General features: G+C 37.7%; 15 protein-coding genes. 8 read left to right on the top strand and 7 right to left on the bottom strand.

What is annotated here, in order from left to right; translation table 11 throughout:
- Positions 1–100: 100 nt before the first annotated feature.
- Positions 101–442, bottom strand: a complete 342-nt coding sequence (locus tag R7P74_RS17860; protein ID WP_042776211.1) for a hypothetical protein — start codon at positions 440–442, stop codon at positions 101–103.
- Positions 439–1,590, bottom strand: a complete 1,152-nt coding sequence (locus tag R7P74_RS17855) for a DGQHR domain-containing protein (RefSeq protein WP_077202323.1) — start codon at positions 1,588–1,590, stop codon at positions 439–441. Before R7P74_RS17855 ends, R7P74_RS17860 begins: the two co-directional genes overlap by 4 nt.
- Positions 1,591–1,737: 147 nt before the next feature.
- Between R7P74_RS17855 and R7P74_RS17850 the strand changes: the two genes are divergently transcribed.
- Positions 1,738–5,445 carry a hypothetical protein gene (locus R7P74_RS17850; protein WP_139351517.1) on the top strand — a complete coding sequence of 1,236 codons (3,708 nt, stop codon included), beginning with the start codon at positions 1,738–1,740 and terminating at the stop codon, positions 5,443–5,445.
- 7 nt (positions 5,446–5,452) lie between these two features.
- Entirely contained in the window at positions 5,453–5,923 is a 471-nt protein-coding gene (locus tag R7P74_RS17845) for a hypothetical protein (RefSeq protein ID WP_025633942.1), read from the top strand.
- Between the two features lie 243 nt (positions 5,924–6,166).
- Here the strand turns inward: R7P74_RS17845 and R7P74_RS17840 are convergent, their stop codons facing one another.
- A complete protein-coding gene (locus R7P74_RS17840) occupies positions 6,167–6,862 on the bottom strand; it encodes a hypothetical protein (RefSeq protein WP_025633943.1) in 696 nt (231 codons plus the stop codon).
- Positions 6,863–7,072: 210 nt separating this feature from the next.
- Between R7P74_RS17840 and R7P74_RS17835 the strand changes: the two genes are divergently transcribed.
- The 3 genes from R7P74_RS17835 to R7P74_RS17825 all read left to right on the top strand — a co-directional run bounded on the left by R7P74_RS17835 (position 7,073) and on the right by R7P74_RS17825 (position 9,878).
- Positions 7,073–7,708 (top strand): hypothetical protein, encoded by a 636-nt coding sequence (locus R7P74_RS17835; protein WP_025633944.1) that lies wholly within the window; start codon positions 7,073–7,075, stop codon positions 7,706–7,708.
- A gap of 155 nt (positions 7,709–7,863) precedes the next feature.
- Positions 7,864–8,982: an AAA family ATPase gene (locus tag R7P74_RS17830; RefSeq protein ID WP_025633946.1), complete on the top strand. Its 1,119-nt coding sequence runs from the start codon at positions 7,864–7,866 to the stop codon at positions 8,980–8,982.
- Positions 8,983–8,984: 2 nt separating this feature from the next.
- On the top strand, positions 8,985–9,878 hold the full coding sequence (locus R7P74_RS17825; RefSeq protein ID WP_025633948.1) for a DUF4435 domain-containing protein: 894 nt from the start codon (positions 8,985–8,987) through the stop codon (positions 9,876–9,878).
- Between the two features lie 62 nt (positions 9,879–9,940).
- Here the strand turns inward: R7P74_RS17825 and R7P74_RS17820 are convergent, their stop codons facing one another.
- The 3 genes from R7P74_RS17820 to R7P74_RS17810 form a co-directional block, all read right to left on the bottom strand.
- The gene (locus tag R7P74_RS17820; protein WP_025633950.1) at positions 9,941–11,212 is read right to left on the bottom strand and encodes a phospholipase D family protein; all 1,272 of its coding nucleotides are present in this window, start codon (positions 11,210–11,212) and stop codon (positions 9,941–9,943) included.
- A 352-nt stretch (positions 11,213–11,564) separates the two neighbouring features.
- Positions 11,565–12,611: a ParB N-terminal domain-containing protein gene (locus R7P74_RS17815; RefSeq protein WP_025633951.1), complete on the bottom strand. Its 1,047-nt coding sequence runs from the start codon at positions 12,609–12,611 to the stop codon at positions 11,565–11,567.
- Positions 12,612–12,621: 10 nt separating this feature from the next.
- A complete protein-coding gene (locus R7P74_RS17810; protein ID WP_025633952.1) occupies positions 12,622–13,866 on the bottom strand; it encodes a ParA family protein in 1,245 nt (414 codons plus the stop codon).
- A 254-nt stretch (positions 13,867–14,120) separates the two neighbouring features.
- Between R7P74_RS17810 and R7P74_RS17805 the strand changes: the two genes are divergently transcribed.
- Both R7P74_RS17805 and R7P74_RS17800 read left to right on the top strand, forming a co-directional pair.
- Positions 14,121–14,414, top strand: coding sequence for a hypothetical protein (locus R7P74_RS17805; protein ID WP_025633953.1), 294 nt, complete (start codon positions 14,121–14,123; stop codon positions 14,412–14,414).
- A gap of 296 nt (positions 14,415–14,710) precedes the next feature.
- The gene (locus tag R7P74_RS17800; RefSeq protein ID WP_025633956.1) at positions 14,711–14,962 is read left to right on the top strand and encodes a hypothetical protein; all 252 of its coding nucleotides are present in this window, start codon (positions 14,711–14,713) and stop codon (positions 14,960–14,962) included.
- Between the two features lie 281 nt (positions 14,963–15,243).
- Here the strand turns inward: R7P74_RS17800 and R7P74_RS17795 are convergent, their stop codons facing one another.
- Positions 15,244–15,924 (bottom strand): hypothetical protein, encoded by a 681-nt coding sequence (locus tag R7P74_RS17795; RefSeq protein WP_025633958.1) that lies wholly within the window; start codon positions 15,922–15,924, stop codon positions 15,244–15,246.
- Positions 15,925–16,113: 189 nt separating this feature from the next.
- Here R7P74_RS17795 and R7P74_RS17790 point away from each other — a divergent pair, with 189 nt between their 5' ends.
- Positions 16,114–18,975 (top strand): hypothetical protein, encoded by a 2,862-nt coding sequence (locus tag R7P74_RS17790; protein ID WP_203347290.1) that lies wholly within the window; start codon positions 16,114–16,116, stop codon positions 18,973–18,975.
- Positions 18,976–18,992: the final 17 nt, after the last annotated feature.

Below are 18,992 nucleotides of genomic sequence, written 5' to 3'. Positions count from 1 at the left end.
CATTTATGGATAAAAAGCAATATAGGCCTTGAGCGAATTACAATCAACTTTAGTTTTCGAACTAAGGAAATTGGTTCACGGTTTCTTTTAAGGGTTGTACTCAACTTTCACCATAATTTGATTTGTTGGTGAAGGCGATACGGTACCGACAGTAGTGCTCTGCAAACTCGAAATCATCTTCATCAAAGATTGTGCTTTCGTTACACCATAACTTTTTATGTTCGTCACGTATCCTTACCGATTCAATGTGAATTTCAAATTTACATTGGACATCATTTAAGTAAGCAGATATGTGCTTTCCTAACAGTGGTTCTATGCTGTATATGTTGTACTCATTAACACCTTCCTTAATTGCTCGAGATAGACCCATTCTCGCCATTGTCATCGCATTAGGGCATCGATGTGCTTTCAGGTCTAAGTCATTACTCTCTGGTGACTTCATACTTCTTCTCCCACTGAGGGTAGTTCTAGTTCTTTACAAATAGCAGTAGCACAGCTTCTCTCTGAGCTGCGGATCATTCTGTATTTAATACTTCCATTTCTTGAAATAGATTTCTGTACTACATTATTCTCTAGCCAAAAGTCATGTGTAATATCTTTCACAGGCAATCGAACTATCCCATCTAGTACTGACCAATCAATGGGGGCTTTATGCATTCGAGACAAATGCTCTTCAAAGATAGATCGAATTACTATCGCAGTCCCTTTCCAAAATATACTTTTCGTGTACATAACATTTGGCCCTGAGTCTGAAAGAAACCTCATAGGTATAAGAGAAAAAAACTTGGTGAGGAATGGAGTTGTTAAGCGAATTATTTCAGCTTCGGTATCGCTTGAACCTTCAAGCAATTTGTTCATTTTTACAGGAGTTGTACCTAATGCGGTACAAATGAAATCGCCTAACTGCTTCAAGTCCATTAACTGGGATTTCTTGGGTTTTCCTGTGGTACTTATAAACCGCTTTAGTGAATGACCATCAACTAATACATTATCGAGTATCTGGTCCCTAATTAATCTGGAAAAGCTTTGCGAGCTGTCAAAGAATAAGTTTTGTGCTGATGTTGGTTTACGAAGGTGTAAGTGGTAGTCAGAAAATACCTGTCTAATCTTTTGAGTGACTGGCTCTAAGGTGTCCGTGTTTGTAACAATGAATTTAACTCCCAGCGTATGGTACTGAGTAGGACTAGCATTCGTAACTCTGTCCTTAAACAAATTCAAACGGTTCTGACCATCACATACAAGACGGTCAGATGAACTTTCTAATGTGGCTGTGACGACTTCTTTGTTACCAATAGATATTTCCTCATGGAGTTTTAATGAAGAAACAAAGACAGTAATGCTAGGGAGTACTGTATCCTCCCTATTGTCGAAATACTTAATCAAACCTTGTGCACGACCTTTCTCAAGGTCTCTCTGTCTTTTTTGATACTCATTTAAACTATCTGAGCTCTCTTCTTCAGTGAAGTTCTCAGCAAATTCTTTGCCTGTTATTACCCCCTCAAATACAGAAATGCCATTCGTGCAAATACCCTCGTTAGCTCTGAAGAGTACTAATTGAAGGTCTTGTTCAGAATAAATTGGTGTGTACATGTCTTGACCCGATGACTAAAAGAATAGAAGTAAAATACCATATAAATACACCTCCTTCAATATATGTGCACAAAAAAGTGCACTAAGTATATTTAAGTCTATAAAGTGTGTTTAAATATGGTATTATATAGTTGTCGGTCTTTAGTAATGGTTCAGCCAATGGTTAATATTTTTGAAACAACAAACCTAATAGAAAACGAATTGGTGGCTTTGCACGAGAGTGTTAGCTTCAAGTTCAATGCGGTTGTAGAAGAGTTTATAACGATTTTGCGATCTAGTGATTCGCTAGTGTTTGTTCCTTGCAGTATGGGTAAAGACTCCAGCACAGTTTTGAATGCTGCTTCTGAAGCTTATCGAGTTTGTATTCAAAATGGTTGGATCGAAAAAACTCGCCCCTTAATTGTTTCAACGGTTGACACTCTTTCGGAATCACTTCCAATGGTTATGTACACCAGGTGGGTTAAATCTAAGTTTATTGACTATGCAAAAGATAACGATATTAACGTTTACTACGATATTGTCACTCCGTCATTTCATGAAGAGTACGCGAACAAATACCTGACTAGTAATAAGCTAATACCAAATGCACAACGTAATAGTGACTGCAGCTCTATTCTCAAAATTGTTCCTAGCGAAAGATATTTAAAAAACCTATTGGACCGCTTTAAATCAGACGAAGAACTACAGCAATACACCCGTTTTGATGTGATTTGCGCTACAGGGCAAAGAAACAACGAGAGTACAAAGCGAAAAGGTAATATGGTTATTCAGGGAACCAGTGATAAGTCTATAAGTGATTTATTGAAAGAGATGAAAGAGTCTGACTTAAATACAGGCTACCCACTGTTTCTATACGCTCCAATACGTGACTGGTCTACCCAAGAGGTTTTCACTTCCTTAGAACTTTCTGGAGCTAAGCCTCTTACTCGTAGTTTAGCTGGGCTCCCTCCCCTTCCCGGCTTCCTTTCTGATTTCGCCCTGCTTTTGGCCATTTATGGGAATGCTTCTTCTGATGTCTGTGAGATTGCAGTAGGACAAAAGAATTCAAATGGTTGCAATGGATCTAGTCGATTTGGATGCACACTATGCACAATGGTTCAACACGATAAAACCCAAAACTCACTAGCTAAACATACTCGATGGAAAGTGTTTTTACAGGAAGAGGTTCTGCGCATTAGAGATTTCATGTTTCAGCTGAGTTGCAATATGGATGCGAGAATGATGCATGCCAAAGCTATCGATTTTGCAGCATATCAACGAGTAGCATTTCAGCCGAACGTTCTAAAAGTAAAGTATTTAGAAAAGTTGGTTAGGTATTTTGCTCAAATTTCAATTGAGTCATCTAAAAAAGCTGAAGAGTTCAAACGACTATATAAAAGTGGGTACGTCGACCAACATGAAGGCGTTATAGACATCAAAAATGATAGAAGCTTGAACGCTAAAGCCAGAAGAGCATTTCTTGATATGTACATTCAAGAGGCCCAGAAACCCTTAATAAACATTTTTTCTGAAAAGCATGCTGCTTATCTTTCGTTTAGATGGAGTCTAGATGGAGTAAATGCCCTTCCCTATAGACCTTTGGTTATCTGGAATGAACTTTTGAGAGGTAATGGCTGGATTCCTTATCCTAAAAGTAATGCAGAGTACGAATCTATTCATGGAAAAATCAGCATTAACTCATCGAAATTACCTGAAGCCGTATTAATGAAAACTCTTAATGTTGACAATGACCCAGTGCGGTTTATTGATAATCATAAGTCCTTTCTTAGCTACTGGGAGCGTCCAATAGATGCGAGCGATTTGAATGAAAGCGATTTTAACTGCACCACGAAGATCCTCCCTAAAACACAGTTACCTGTAAAAGTGAGTATTGCTCATAATTTAAAGCTGGAACCAATCAGCCAGGACACTTCTCGATCTAAACATTGTGATCTCTTAGGAAGGATTTCAGTGATGGTCAATGCTGAGAGAGTTGAACTCTTTGATTTGATTTCAAGTAACTCTGATAAGGTAATCAAGTTGGAGTGTAATGGACGTAAAGCTTCTAGTGCATTTTCAGAGTACTTTAAAACTAGTCTACTTAAGGGTTATGCAAACAAAAAAGCACTAAATTGGTATAACGAAATTGATGAGCAAATTAGTAGCATTGAATTTAGTTCTATCCAAGAAGCTACGAAAGTGATTTATGCATCCTTTAGTTCTATGTTTGGCGGTGGAAAGATAAACACCAAGCTTTCTATACCCTATCTATCGCATGTTACTGATATCCAATACCAGGAAAAGGCTCGAAAAGTTAAACCTTCATTAGATTTCACAAAACGTGTAGCAAAAATTAGATCAGGTAAACTTACTAAGGGAACAACAAGACTCTCTTTCTATAATCTTGAAACAAATCCAAGACTTCACTATGCGCATGCAGATAATCATAGAGTGCTTCACCCTGACATCGATCTCTTGGGCGAAGAAGTTAAAGATGTTTTTACACCAGCACATTATATTGACCCTAATGCCGCTCTAGGCGACAAGTTAAATATTGTAGTTAATGAAAGAACTCTCAGTCAGTGGCACTTAACCCAACCTTACGAAAGAATTAAAGCTGAACATGATCTTGCACTCATTCAGAACATAAGAAGACGTAGATTGTCTCTCTCTAATAGAAAACAATCAGTACGGTCCACGCAATTAGGAGCTGTGGCACGTTCTATGGTAGAGACAGGGGCCGTTAGGATATCGTTAAAGTACTACCCGACATTCCTCGACATAGCCAAGAGAACAGAGTTACTGTCAGAACTTGGTTGTTTCGACTACCAAGACATGAATGCATCAGAACTAAAACAATTGCCTTTTATGGTTTCTATGCAAAAGCATAGGATCGATAAAGCTAAGCTATTACTTCATGTTCGGGAGCGTAGAAACGCAATAAGACACAAAATAAAGCTGCAACTGTCTAGGCCGTTGGAAGGCTGTGAGAGTAGATTAAGGAATCACTGTGATAGATTGAAGAAATACCTGGCTCGATTTGGTGAATCAACTGTCAAGCTAAACAATCCCACACTATTCTTGACCGATAATCAGCCTCAGATTCATCGAACATTAAAGTGCTGGTCTTTATTAAGCTCAGACTCGTTCAAATCGATTGAAGAGTTCTACAAAAGTTCTCTCTCTACTAACCAACTAACAGAACTGAATGCTAAGCCATCTATTAAGAAGGAAATTACACACTTTACAATCGAACAGCTAAACTCAGTTGTTTCAGTACTAGAGCAATCTATTGCGATGAACTGGGCACTTAAAGGAGTGTATTCAAATGCCATTAATAGTATTGATAGTGAAACAGTTTCAAAAATCGCTAAGGTATCTAAAGACCTATCTAACTTGAAATTTGACGATGTTTTTAAGTATAAAAGTTCAGAGGAATATCTTTGTCTAAAAACTGAATTGAGAAATCTGAATGCAGCTCTATACACGCGACTAAGTAATATCGAAACACCAGCCTCAAATGTGATTAACTTAGACAAACAAGATTTTCTAGCTTCATTTAACCCAAGCGTAGAAAACTACTTAACTCGGTTGGGAGAATATGAGTCAAACCTATCTGAGGCTCTTATCACCCTCGAGTGGTTTAAAGCTCAAATTGAAGATATAAAGAGATTTTCTCTTCGTGAAACAATATCAAAGTTTTCACTCGAACAGCGTCTATCTCTATCAACGGATTTATGTACAATGCCAGTAAATACGAATGTTACAATTTCTCCTGATCGAGTCGATAGTAATATGCATACGACAAAAGTAACTAAACGTTCTACAAGAAATGTAACGCCAAAACCCTTACTCGAATCACTATTAAATCTATAAAACAATTATGTTTACTTATGACTATAAAAACGATTTATCTCTCTTAGCTGAAGCGTTTAAACAGAGTGAAAGCACAATAAAACTGTGGCAGAAATCAAAGCCGAAACAGGCTTTCATGTTGGATAATGCATTCAACTACTGTAATGATTACGATGAACTAAAGCTATTTGTCAACAGGCTGGTGGAATTGGAAACCATAAAAGAGGTTAACGCCGAACTAGGATTGCCTAGTGCTCCAGATCGACTTGTAGATGAAGGCTTCTCTAAGTCTGCCTATTGGAAGTGGTTTAAGGAAAACAGGCACTTGTATGTTGCGATGGTTATGGGGTATTCAGAGTTTAAGGTTCAGAACCTAGTAACCAATACTAACCAGGATTTGATAGCCAAGATACTAACTAACCTAAGTAAAAAGGAGCTGGTATCGCTCTACACCTCTGACCCAGATAGTTTAATTAAGTTAATCAATACGCTTAAGTGATGTGAATTTTTGGGGTGATATACAGTGTATATTCTAATGGGACCAGTATTGATGTCACATTGTAAATATACACTGTATATTTTAAAGGGAGCTATTTGTTAAAATAGTATACAGTGTATATTACTCAGATATCCATCTGGCATAGTGTTCCAGAACTCTTGATTAACTATTAATCAACATGGTTGTTCAAAAAAAAGTATTAGAATATACAATGTATATTCTTAATCTAAAGTGTTTTAAATACTACAATTTTTCAGAATCAAGCGCGTAAGTACCCATCATAGTTGCATCAGCCGAACTGTTTTTCATACTTATGAAAACCACGGACTTACTTTTATCGAATTGGTCATTCGTGCACCCAATTAGACAACGACCCACTTTATGTGGTTTTGTTAATTTGTATATTCCAATGCCGATAGCATTGATTGCTCTAGCGAAACTCTTAGATAGTCCTGCCATAATCAACTTGTTGGCCATTTCGGACAGCTCCTGAGCATATGAATCTGTCATGTTTTCTGCCTTTATCTTTATCATTGAGCTCGAACCAAGCCACCAGTTGTTGTAAGCACCAGACTTACCTTGTGCGAGGACAATGTCTTCGATTGTGTACTCAATACCGAAAATGGTGAGTATGATACAACCACGAATGGCAAAATTGAGTTTACGTGGAATGTCATCCATATAGGTATCTGCTATTGCACCTCCTAGGCCGTTTTCTTTGGGCCAATTTACATTTGACACTAGCCAGTTAGAAACTTCATGTGACCCCTTCCTGCCAGCAAGTACAACCAATTTTGCTGGCTCCTTGTGACAAGCGTTGTAGCAACGGACTCCATCATAAGGTTGACCATGGGTGATACAATGGGATTGTTCTATGAAATTGATATTAGTTAAGCCATCGAGATTAAATTCAAATGCGTTTGAATGAATGGTAGCCACAAAATACTCCTTAGAAAAAGCTCACTTGCCGATACGAATTAATGAATACAGATAAATACTTTCGGAATAACTAATAGTTCATAAGTAAACAGAATGTAAGGTGAGCCTAAGAAAAAAGAATCTAAGTTTGAGCTCTGTTGATACAAGAATGATCTAAGCTTGTTTAGATGAATTAACAAAATAATAGTAAAATTAAGATAAGGGAGATCCATGGAAGGATTGGGTATTATTGTCTTTAACGGTATAGGGATGCTTCTGTGTTTCTCTATTGGTTCTTTCGTTGCGTACTTTGGTTATAAAATTTTCAAAAGAGGCGCCTCGTTAAAGGAAGAGGAGCAACTAATCGAATGGAACAATCTCAAGGTTTCATCAAAAGGTGGAGGAGCAATAGTTACATCATGTTCAGCAATTTGGGCAATTGTGGGCTTATATGTTAGCCCTGGCATTTCAAATACTCCAAATGGGCCGGATTATACATCAATTCATAATAAACAGAATATAGAACTTAAGGTTGCAAGTGCGTACGTTGATGACCCTGAATCTATATTGGATAACCCTGAAGAGTTAAAAAAGTATTTTTCCGAGAGTTTGTCATCAAGAGACTATGACGTTGGAATTATTCACGTGAATGGCCGAATTGGAAGGTTGGATTCAGACTCAACAAACTACTTGGTTGATAGTTCAGGAAATACGACCTTAACAGCTGAGGCAGAAGGGGAGTTTGGTAAAGTACTAGTTTTATTCAGACCAAAAGTTAATGAAAAAAATCAATTGATATTTGATGCAGATGCTTTGGTTAAGAATGTGGATATAAATCGTCTAGATAAAGTAAAGAGTTCAGACTAATAAATCTTTACTATTCAAGCTACGTTGGTCTTTGGTCATTACCCATAAATCACTGAATAACCCACAGAAACAGAAATACCCAGAATCAATATGCACTTTACGACATTACCTCTAATGGTACAATGCGACATAATTTTCAATAAAAATACTACAAAATGTTCCTAAGAATAGAAAAAATTACAGTTAAGAATCTGTTTGGTTTTTTAAACTATGACATTGAACTTCCAGAGTCCGATCATGTGGTTATTACAGGCCCCAATGGCTATGGTAAGACTATGCTTCTCAAATTGATTCATAATGCTATCTCAAATAACTACAAAGAATTATCTAAAATAAGTTTTGATACATTCGAACTGAAAACCAATCTTGGTCTTGTCCGTTACTTCAACTCAGAATCTGGTATGCAGATCGAGTCATTTCTTAATGACGCAAAAAAGATCATCATTCCTTCAACCCAAAACTTGTCTGAAGAAAAGGTATTTGATTACAGAAAAGCTTTTTCTATTCTTATCCATTCTGTACATCTGAATGACGAAACTGAAGCATATAGCATCATTACAAAGCAAAGAGCGTTTCTAGAAGATAAAATGAAGTTTGCGCTAAGTAAATTGCACAAGCTTGACCAGTTGGTTTATGACTTATTTTCATGCATTTCAATAGAATCACACGAAGTTCAAAATAACGCATTACCGTACATGCAGAAAGAGAGGATAGTTGGCCTACAAGACCTGTTAGCACCTTACACTCGTTTCGGATTGCTACCAAAGTCGAGTAAGTATCTCGAATTGAATGACTTAAACCTTGTATCAGACTACACCATTAACTTGAGTGATAAATTGGATGAAATATTCTATGAAGAATCTTTGCATGAAGACTTTGTAGGACGTTTGAGCGAGTTCTCGAAGCTAATTGAGAAGAAAAAGTTTTCATTTAAAACTATAGCAGTTAACCCGGAATACGGCTTCGCATTCTTCAATCATGTTGGTGCTAATATACCTTTAGAAAAGTTGTCTTCAGGCGAGAAGAACCAAGTATCTATTTTCTTTGATCTAATTTTCAAAGCAGAAAATGGTGCAATCATTTTGATAGACGAACCTGAGGTATCTCTACACATTTCATGGCAGAAAGACCTCCTTAATGAGTTCTCTCAAATATCAAAGTTTAATCACTACTCACAGCTTATAGTAACAACGCATTCACCGGATGTGATTGGTGATGAATGGGAAAGTTCAATTGACCTCTTTGACAAGCATGTGATTGCAAAGAGTAACTAGTTATGTCGAGTTTAAGAGATGCTACCAGAGAACGTAGCGATGAAACTAAATTTAGCGCTCTGCTTTTACAGGTCCAAACTGACCACGTAGGCAATAGGATTATATTTGTTGTTGAAGGCGACTCCGATATTACTCTGTTTAACATGGTGTTGAGAAATACAGAGTTCTTTTACTGCACTCCAGCAAGTGGAAAGGCGGATGTCATAGAAGCTGTTGATAGGCTGAGGACTCGTATTTCTAATCAAGTTTACGGTATAGTCGATGCAGACTTCGACCACGTACTAGAAAAGACTTACAACGATACATTTATGACGGACGTGCATGATGCAGAAATTATGATGCTTCATGATGAATTTATCACAGATTTTATAACTGAACATACACAAAATCATATTCTGGGTCCGATGCAGATCGATGAAGTTGGTCAGAGATTAATGAGTAATCTGATGAGCGTCTGTAATGAAATCGGTCTTGTAAAACTCGCTTGTAGGTTGCTGAATTTGAATGTGAGATTCAAAGGTATGAACTACTTTACTAGCGAAGCTGTGACGGTTAACGATTTTAATGTGTCAATAAACATTCAAATCTTAATCGAAGCTGCAATCAGAAGAAGTCCGAGAGTAGAACAAACTCATTGTATCGACATATACAATAAATACGTAGAGTTAAATCAAGCTGGTTATTGTATATATCAGACCGCGAATGGGCATGACTTTTGCCAGTTGCTGGCTCAAGTGTTTAAGCAACCATTATCATCAGATAGAAATGTAACTGTCAAAGGGGTAGAGAAGTATCTTCGAAGCAAATATACAAAGGAGAACTTTGAGCGGACTAATTTATATGAGCAAATGATTAGACTTATTGAGACCGATGCAGAGGTAGAAGAAGTAGCGTAGTTTTTAGGATATCATATTGCCTCATTTCAACAGAAGTGAGGCGTCAATAACTATAACTTTCGTTACTCACTTACTTGAACAACTTTGTTGCCGAAGTATCTTAGTACTTTAGTTGTCCTACCGTTGATGACTGGCAAATCTTCTTTGTTAATCCATCCAATTAGCTCCTGAACATTAGATTTTCCGAATTGGTTCAACTTATACTCACTATCGTATATGCAGTTTGCCATACGTGTTACAGGGTCTCCAGTGCCGTATAGTAGGTATATCAGAGTCTTTTTTACCCTCTGTTCTTCATTACTTCCCATAAAGCTCTCCTTTAATGTATTGAGGCCACCTTTGTAGAAGCGAAACCGGTCATGGAAAGAGTGCAGAACGCAAAGTGCCTCAACTATATCAATCATTGAAGCTGATATGATTGCTTCCTTTGAACCGAGGACTTTTTTTATAAGGGGATAATTATGCGGAACAATGCGATCCTCAAAATGTTCCCATTTTGTATTCATCCATTCATTAATAAGTTTTGCCGTTTTAGACCGTTGTTGTTCATCCCATCCAAGAGGTTGGTGCTTCCAAGTGTCTTGAGTGGCATAGAAGTCGCGAACAAAGCTGAAGAATGAGTCAATTTCTAATCTTAATGGTATTAAGTCACCGTTAACTTTTCTATCGAAGGTTTTGTAGATTTCTACTATTCGATTAAAAGCACTAACTGATTCTTGATATGAACGCTGGTATGTATCTTGGAAAATAGACTTCTGTGATGCTTTCTTTTTACCGCGATTGATGTTCGAGAAGTTCACATCCCCCATGGTGTCGATGACATCGTGTTCCATGTCATTTAATAGTTTATTTGCATGATAGTACTTGTTATAGATACTCCGATAGCATTTGACTGCATCTCTATTGAGCACTTTTGCGTCACGCCAGTATTCACTGAATAACTCTTGCAGTTCTATAAATCTATGATCTTCCGGGTGGATGCCAATCATAACTTCTTGATTAGAATATATGGCGGATCGAGTTAGATTCGCTGAACCCAACAAGATGGACTTATCACCAAAAATGTAAAGCTTAGGATGGAATGAGTTGGTCGTGAAGAACCTAGCTTCAACCTTATTATTGTTTAGTAATCTATCTAGTGCAGATGGTGAGGTTGGAAAACCAAGTCGCACAATGATTTTTAAATTACATCCTTTTCCAAGGACCTCATCTATAACATCAAACTCTGTGAAAAAAGCTGAAGCAATGAATAAGTCCATTCCATCTTCTATATGATCTGTGATGCCATGTTTAATGAAATCATTTTTTGAAGTTCGATTAGTATACAAGTCCATTGGTTTGCTCTCATCACTCTCTTAAAATAGTACAAGCCATTGAGGTTGATAAAAGAGTAACTTATATCAGTAAAAGGATACACTGGCCTAAAGAATTCTGTGGCTACAAGCTTATTTTCGCAAGTTTGGAGTTGATCAAGTAAAGATATTAGGGGAGGGGGAGTTGTATATTTTCTGGTTTGAAAAAAAGAACCCCCTCCTACGCAAAAGCGTAAGAGGGGGACAGAGATAAACGCTTGGGGGCAATTTAACTCCGAAGCGAATTATATACAGGTTTACAGCTTAGTTCAAAGAAAATGACACTATAAACAGTTAAATGCCCAATTTTTCAGCATGATAGATAAACGCCACACTATATGGATAATCCCCAATCTCCTAAAAGCTGATCAAGCTGCTGCTTTTGCTCATCGCTTATATTTTTAACTGTGAAACTGAACTCACCTTTCAAGGAGTCATGTTTTACGTGAACTTCAGAGCCGTTATCAAGTTTCTTCTTAAGTTTCTTTGGCTTTGTCAATGCATCTTGCCCTTGATCCTCATCATGCTCGGCATAGCTGTATGACAGAATCTTTTTTACGATTTGAGCGTTGGCGTGTTTAGCACTTAATGCTGTAAGCCTTAGGTTTTCTGTCTCTTCTAATAAAGATGAGCAAAAATTTTCAAAGCCTGATTTTTCTTTATCAGAAAGGCTAGTTATTTTCTTGTCTAATTCAATTATTGAAGGTCTTCCTAGATCAGGAACACTAGGAATGACATCTATTAGCCATTTTGGTAGCTCTGCCGCTTTTATACCAGCTGAGACTAAGTTTTTGTCATAGCCTTTCTCGGTGGCAATCTGAATATTGTTCAAACCTTGTTCTTTCTTGAGGTTCAGCCATTGCTTACCTAACTCATAGAGAGACATGGGTCTATGTGTATTACTTACTTCAGATAAAGACTGCTTACTTTCGCGTGTAATATTTTGACTTGTAGCATAGATCTTAAAACCGCGCTTACTGTAGAAACAACCGCTTCTGCGTTGAGAGCCATCAATAACTTCATAAGTGACACCCCCTTGTGAATCAGTGTGTTTTATAGCAAGACCGGGATAGAGTTGACCCTTATCAGAGATCTTGTTGGTAATATCTATAACTGACAGCCGAGACATAATTGATTGATCTCGAACATTATCCTCTGATACGAATGTTTCGGCTTCAATTTTATCAAAAGGAATTTCGACCAGTTGAAACAAGACTTCTTGGCCATCAACCGCAATTTCTAGTTCGGATACTCCTGCTTGAGCTGCCTCGTTAAGGAGTTGCTCCTCTTTCGTTGTGATTGCAACACTATCTGATGATAACTTCGAGGTACGATTACCACCTGGTGTATAAGCTTGGACATTTCTTCTATGACTTGACATGGTGCCCTCTTTATAAATCGATATCTTTTAAGTGATCTTTAAGCTCATTTGCTAAATCAATTACTGAGTCCTTAGAGTCACGTAGCTGTCGAGGGATACAAATACCTTCGCTAGAAGCGACATCTAGTACTGTTCGATAATTTTTGGCTGCGGTATCAAAAGCATTTGAGCGAATGATGTAGTTATTGAATACCATGGAACGGTACTCATCTTTGATACGATTTGATAGCTCAGTATCTCGGTCTTTCTCTTCTTCGACGTTGGTACGGGCAATTTTAATCCAACGAATACCTTCTGAACCTTCTGGCAAAGCTCGAACCTGGTTAGGTAAATTATCCAAGAATTGAGTTGTGGAGCTCCAGTCGAGAGCCTTTGGAGATACTGGTACCAACAAACCATTACAAGCGTACAGTGCACTCCAAGTAAGCGGGTTGATTTGAGGTCCTGTATCAATAAAGATTAAGTCGTATTGGTTACGAATAGGGTCGATAACTCGTTCTTTTAATCTTGGAATTAGGTTTTCTTCTCCGAGCCAATGTAAAGACGAAAATCGCTCATCCTCAGGAAACGCTGGCATGATTCGAACATTAGGTAAGAAGGTATTAAGGATTGCTTCATCAATAATATCCTCATGACTTAAACCATAATTCACGAAATTTTGATATAGAGAATCTTTACCCTCAAGATCCGCTGTCATAATGTCAACGGCAGTGAGTTGGTCCAGATCATTTTGTTTGTATTCCTTAGATTGAGCGAACAATTTAAGTGAACCCTGTGGATCTAAATCAATGATTAGAATGCGGATACGTTCAAGGTGCTGTAAACCTAATGCCTGAGCCAGGTTAATAGTCGTCATGGACTTACCTGTACCACCTTTCTGGTTCTGTACATTGATAATATGAGTACCACGATTAAAATCAGACCATTTTGGCTTACCAGCTAAATCGAGAATTTCATGAATATAGTCTGGCGAATACGCATACTTACCACGGATCATTTCAGGTGGTTGATAGCCTTGCTCCACCCAATCTTCTTCCTTTTTCTTAAACGTGTTGACAGAGTCCCAGCCACACATTTTGCTCATTTTGGTTTGTGGAACTGAGTGATTAAGAATGACCTTGCTGACTTCAAACTGTTCATCGAGTACAACCTTCGATTGCTGAAGGATGTTTGCTCGACGTTCTGACTCGGTACGACTTACGCTCTCGTTTGCTTTTTCCAAATTCTGCAAAACGGATTCAGTGACTGATGACATTGTGACTCTCCATAAAATTGACAGTCACATTGTCAATTAACAGGTGATGACTGTCAATGATAATTAATGGGTATCAATGATATGTTGAGGCTATCATTTTTATTTGAGGCTTTCATCACAGAATCCTAATGAAAAAAGTCAAATACAGTGCGAACAGAATCTATAGGTTGATTTTGTCGCTGTATATGGTCAGATATCTGAGTGTACAGAAACACAATGTATAAGCTAAGCTATTAATAAATAGAGAAAAAATAATGAGCGACATTAAAGAGCAATTGCTAGTATTTTTGAGAGAACGGACCGCGGTAGAGGCTGTTGTGTCTCCGAGTGTTTATGTAAAAAGTACTGCAATCCCACGCGAAGATAAGTTAGAAATTGTATTACATCGGCAGTCTACTCCATATAACAGTAAACATTTCATTGATGTGATGATAGAAGTACCTTTAGAAATCAACAGAAAAAATTACGAAATTATTAAGAGCTGGCCTATGTGCAAACTAAACGAATACTCAGATTCTAGTATGTTATTAGTGAAACGCGAAGACTAAAAATCTTGAGTTGTTGAGTAAAGTATGCTTAACGTATATAGTTAAGCATACTTTACAAAGATAGGTTTCTTGTTACCGTGACTAAAGACGAATACATTGAGTGCTATAAACGAAAAGGTTGGACTACAGCACACCTAGCCAATCGGTGGGGGTTTAGCAAGGTAAGAGTCTACCAAATTGCAGAGGAAGTTGAGCTAGGGCATAGTAAGAAACAAGCTCATATAGATATGCTTAACGGGCTACCCAAAGCGCCAAAATCTATTCGAAAACCCTATAAAGAAAACTAGGAGAAGCTTGTGAAAAGGCTTGAGAATGTAATGGAGAATAACAACCTAGCTTTGAGCTTTGGTCCTGCAATAGACTTCTTTGTTGACTGGGGCTTCAAGATAGCGCTTTTAATTTTTGTAGTGGTGTTTATTTCATCTCTAATCACTACTTACTTCAATGGTGCACTACATACTAATGCTCTGTCTGTATTTGGATTGACAGGTTATTTAATCGCTAGTGCTATATATCAAGGCCTGAACGATCATCATCGGGGATACTAATATAAATTTTTCATTTGGCGCTATACAAGAATTGAATCGCGTTCCGTCGCCGGAACGCTGTGAGTCAAAACAAGGTCAAACGTGATATGACATTCAAAGCCGTGCTCCGTTCGGAGACCATTTACTAAGTTGGTGCTCCTCTTTGTTTGGTTCATTTGATAGTGTTTTTGCCTGAGGTTTTTGACCAAGCAAAGCACTTCTTGATCGCTGCTTCTACGATAGATATTTCTACAAAACTACCACTTGTTTAATCCTCTTCGGTATCAAGTGGCATTAGCCATTTATTGAAAGCACCCTAAATCTAACAGTTGCCTTTTTATTTCAGCGAACTGGTCAATGTCAATTATGCTTAGTTGCAGCATTCTATTTGTAATGAATTTTGGTGTTACGTTCATCTGTAAAGCTATCTGCCTCAAACCAATATCTTGACTCAAGTAATTCATCAATTGCTCGTCACTCGAACTGTTCCAGCTATTGGTGGAACGAGGAACACTTTGAGTGATAGTAGTGTTGGTCGAGGTTGCATTTTTCGGCAATTGTTTAGGTTTAATTGATATTTGGTTCTCTGTGTTGTGGCATAAAGAACTTATGCTTTCTACTAGCCCAATTAGACCGTACTCAAAATGAATGTATGGAGTGAAAGTGATAGAAACTATAGATGCATTAGATAGTATCGACTTCGCTAAATCCATTTCGTTGCATTTGTTTTTAGGGATCAACAAATTTATCTTGCCTTCACATTTAGTCTCGATACCAATTACAAGTCCGCCTCTTTTTTCGTGCATTGCATCACTAATAACACCAGCAAAAGTACATTTGGGGCTAAACTTTGATACTCGTTTTCGCCAAGCGTCTCGGTCACGACTTTGCAGTGAAGTAATATATTGCTGACTTGTAGAGGCTGATTTTGGTCCAACAGAGATAATCCATTTAATGAGTGATGGCCAATTTGAGATTTTCATGAGCTGTACCTGAAGGATAATTACACAGTATAAATACCACATTAACACACGCGCGAGTTGAAATAAATCGAATTTATAAAGATTATGGAATATAGTAAATATGTCATTTGAGGATAAATAACAAGGTCTAAAATTATGGTTTATAGCTATATCATTACCCGAGATAGAGAGCGTATTGTAGACAACCTAATGGAACACGGTGAGTTTTCTAATGGTTCAATTAAAGGTAAAGAGTTAAGCCTTGATCATCCATTAGCAAATGAGATGGTAGATACCTTAAAACTAGTGCCTCAAGGCATGGCCAATACCTATTACACCCTTCACCATTTGAAACAGCAAGATTGGGATGTGACTCATGAAAATGGTTATGAGAACTCTCTCATTGCGAGCTTTAGTTTAAATGGAAACCTAAGTTCACTTTTAGATAAAGTCAAAAGTGGAGAGGGGTTTAAGGTAGAAACGAATACCTTCCAGGAGTTCATTGAATCGAATCAAGGTATCGATTTAATCGTAGATTTTCAAAATACGATCACTCAGTCTGATTGTTGGACACCCCAAGGAAAATTAAACAACCCATTAATATCGAACTTCACTGTGGATATGGAGCGTCTTTCAGAGTGGCCCGGCATGCTCGAAGCACTAAATAATCTAGGTATTGATTCAACAAATTTAGAAAACGCTATTAGTGAAATTGGTTTAGAGTCTGCTCTGGAGCTTTGTAAAAGACCAGAAGTACTTTTAGCTTATCAATATAGCCAGGGAAGATTTGCAGACTTGCCAAAGAAGAATCTACCCGGTGCAAGATTTATTCAGAATTTAGATTTAGTAGAAATTGCTGAAGAGTACTTGAAGTTCACTACTGCTCAAAAGCTTGAGGGCGTTGAACCAGACTTTAAACAGTTTTTGTTAGAGCAAGGGGAATCATTAAATGACAAAATTGATAGCGCCGTTAAATCACAAGTTTTATCGTTTATGAATGAGATGCAGCTCGATGACTCCAAAGAAAGTATTGAGTTACTAGACGAAACTGCAACAACACTATACAAACAATTAGATCCGCGAAACGAATTAATGGGCTTAAGGTACCACCTTGAAAAATTACTAGACGTATATACAAAAGAATCAGAAGTAGACCATGAAGCTCTATCATTACAATTAAATTTGCAGTTGGATGAGTACAGTGAGAGGGATGCTTTCAATACTTGGTTATTAAACAACATCTTAGAATGCAAGTTAGAGCCGAGTGTAGAACTAAAAAGTAAACATGAAGCTATGGCCTTCCTTGAAAACTCCAATAATGTCACTATTCCGCAGATGATGGCAGCATTAGTACATTTATCTAACCAAGACCTTAGTAAAATACAAGCGACCCTGGATGGTGAGCTTGTTGGGCCAACTAACCATACATCTGAGTATTATGCGGACCTTATTAAAAAATTTGAAGGGATAGTATCCCAGTTATCGGTGGACCAAGGTATTGATGTATCAAAAGCAAAGGAAGATGTATTCAGTAGAATAGTGGAATCTTTATCGCTAAACAAACCTGTTTCGCAAGAAGCTTTGAGCGATAGTTTATCGAATGAATTATACCAGCTAGCTGAGGCTACAAGGTTTTCGCCAATAGGTTCTGAGAAAGCTGACCCCATTCAAAAACTGACCATAAAAGATGTTCGAGCAATCATTTTACCTGAAGCAGTAACTGAGCCTGAAATTATCGATCAAATGTTGGCAATAGAGAAGCTGAGGGAGGAAGGCTTTAAAGGTAAAACTATTCTTTACAGTGAGCTCGAGCGTGATGGTAAAGCTCAAGCTGTACATTCTTTTATAAAACATAATCCTGACACGTTAAGAACAATAGGTGCTGCTCCCACTTCCCAAGTAGATCCTGAGCTGGATATCCCCAAATCAATAAAGATTCTTGAAGAGATTCAGGCTAATCACCCTTACTTAAAGATTCGTGTACATGAAACGATAGATTCAATGAACTTTCTTAGTAATGATCTGAAAAGTTACAGCTCTACACTCGCTGGGGTTGCCCACAATGGTGAAATGCATGTGAATCTACAAAGTGAACATAACGCATATGAGTCAGGACTTCGAAAGACTATTGCACATGAAGCGGTACACTTGGGATTTAAGAAGATGTTCACAAACTCCGAGTATGTGGACCTTATGGAGACTGTTTGGCAAAACATTTCCACTGAAGACAAGGCTACAATAAAACAAAACTATGGGCACCTTGATGAAAACAAGCCTCTAGATAGACGTAGCCTTGCGGAAGAATGGTTAGCTATGAAGGCTGAAAGTATTGATCTAAGAGATATTGATCGTATACAGCCAGTTATTAAGGTTTCATTGGTTAACAAGCTCCAAGGGTTTAGGGATTCTGTTCTCAAGAAATTAGGCAAGGTTACCGAGACCTCTTTAAATGTGGATGAGCTCCTGGTAAACGCGATTAAAAAGGCTGGAGAGTTCAACCAGTTCATTGATGGTAAAGTAATTGATCAAGGTTTGGTCGTTAGAAAAACAGGTTATGTTGAACATGAGCATCAGTCGTTTGACCTGTATCGTGGTTATAAAGCGAATTTAGACGCTGGTAGAAATTTATCTACAGAGGTGCAGATTGCAGCTAAACAAGACTTTATCCATAAGTACTCGAACAATGGGCACATTAAACTCTTAAATATCACTTTCGATAATAATAATGAACCCAAACTTGAAGGTAGTCAGTTAAGCCTACCGTACTCTGCAAACCCCAAGGACCTTCTTGAGATATTAAGGCAGGTTGAGGTAAGTTCGTGGACAGGTAAACCATCTTTGCATTCTAACATAAGTACTGAAATAGAAGCTGTTGACAGGGCTGAAGCAACTCCACCAGCAGTTGTTAAAGCCAAGCTTGGTAATATAGTTAATGAGTTCACTATAGATACATCTGTGAATAATGAAATTCTCAATAAGCTTTCTGGACCAGTAAAAGACAAGTGCAAACAAGTAGACGAAAAAGTTAAACAAGAGGTTGACACTGATATGAATTTAGGAATTGGATTTTAAATTGTATATGCTGTAAC

Source organism: Vibrio sp. 2033 (assembly GCF_033339735.1).
This window is presented reverse-complemented; position numbering and strand designations above follow the sequence as displayed.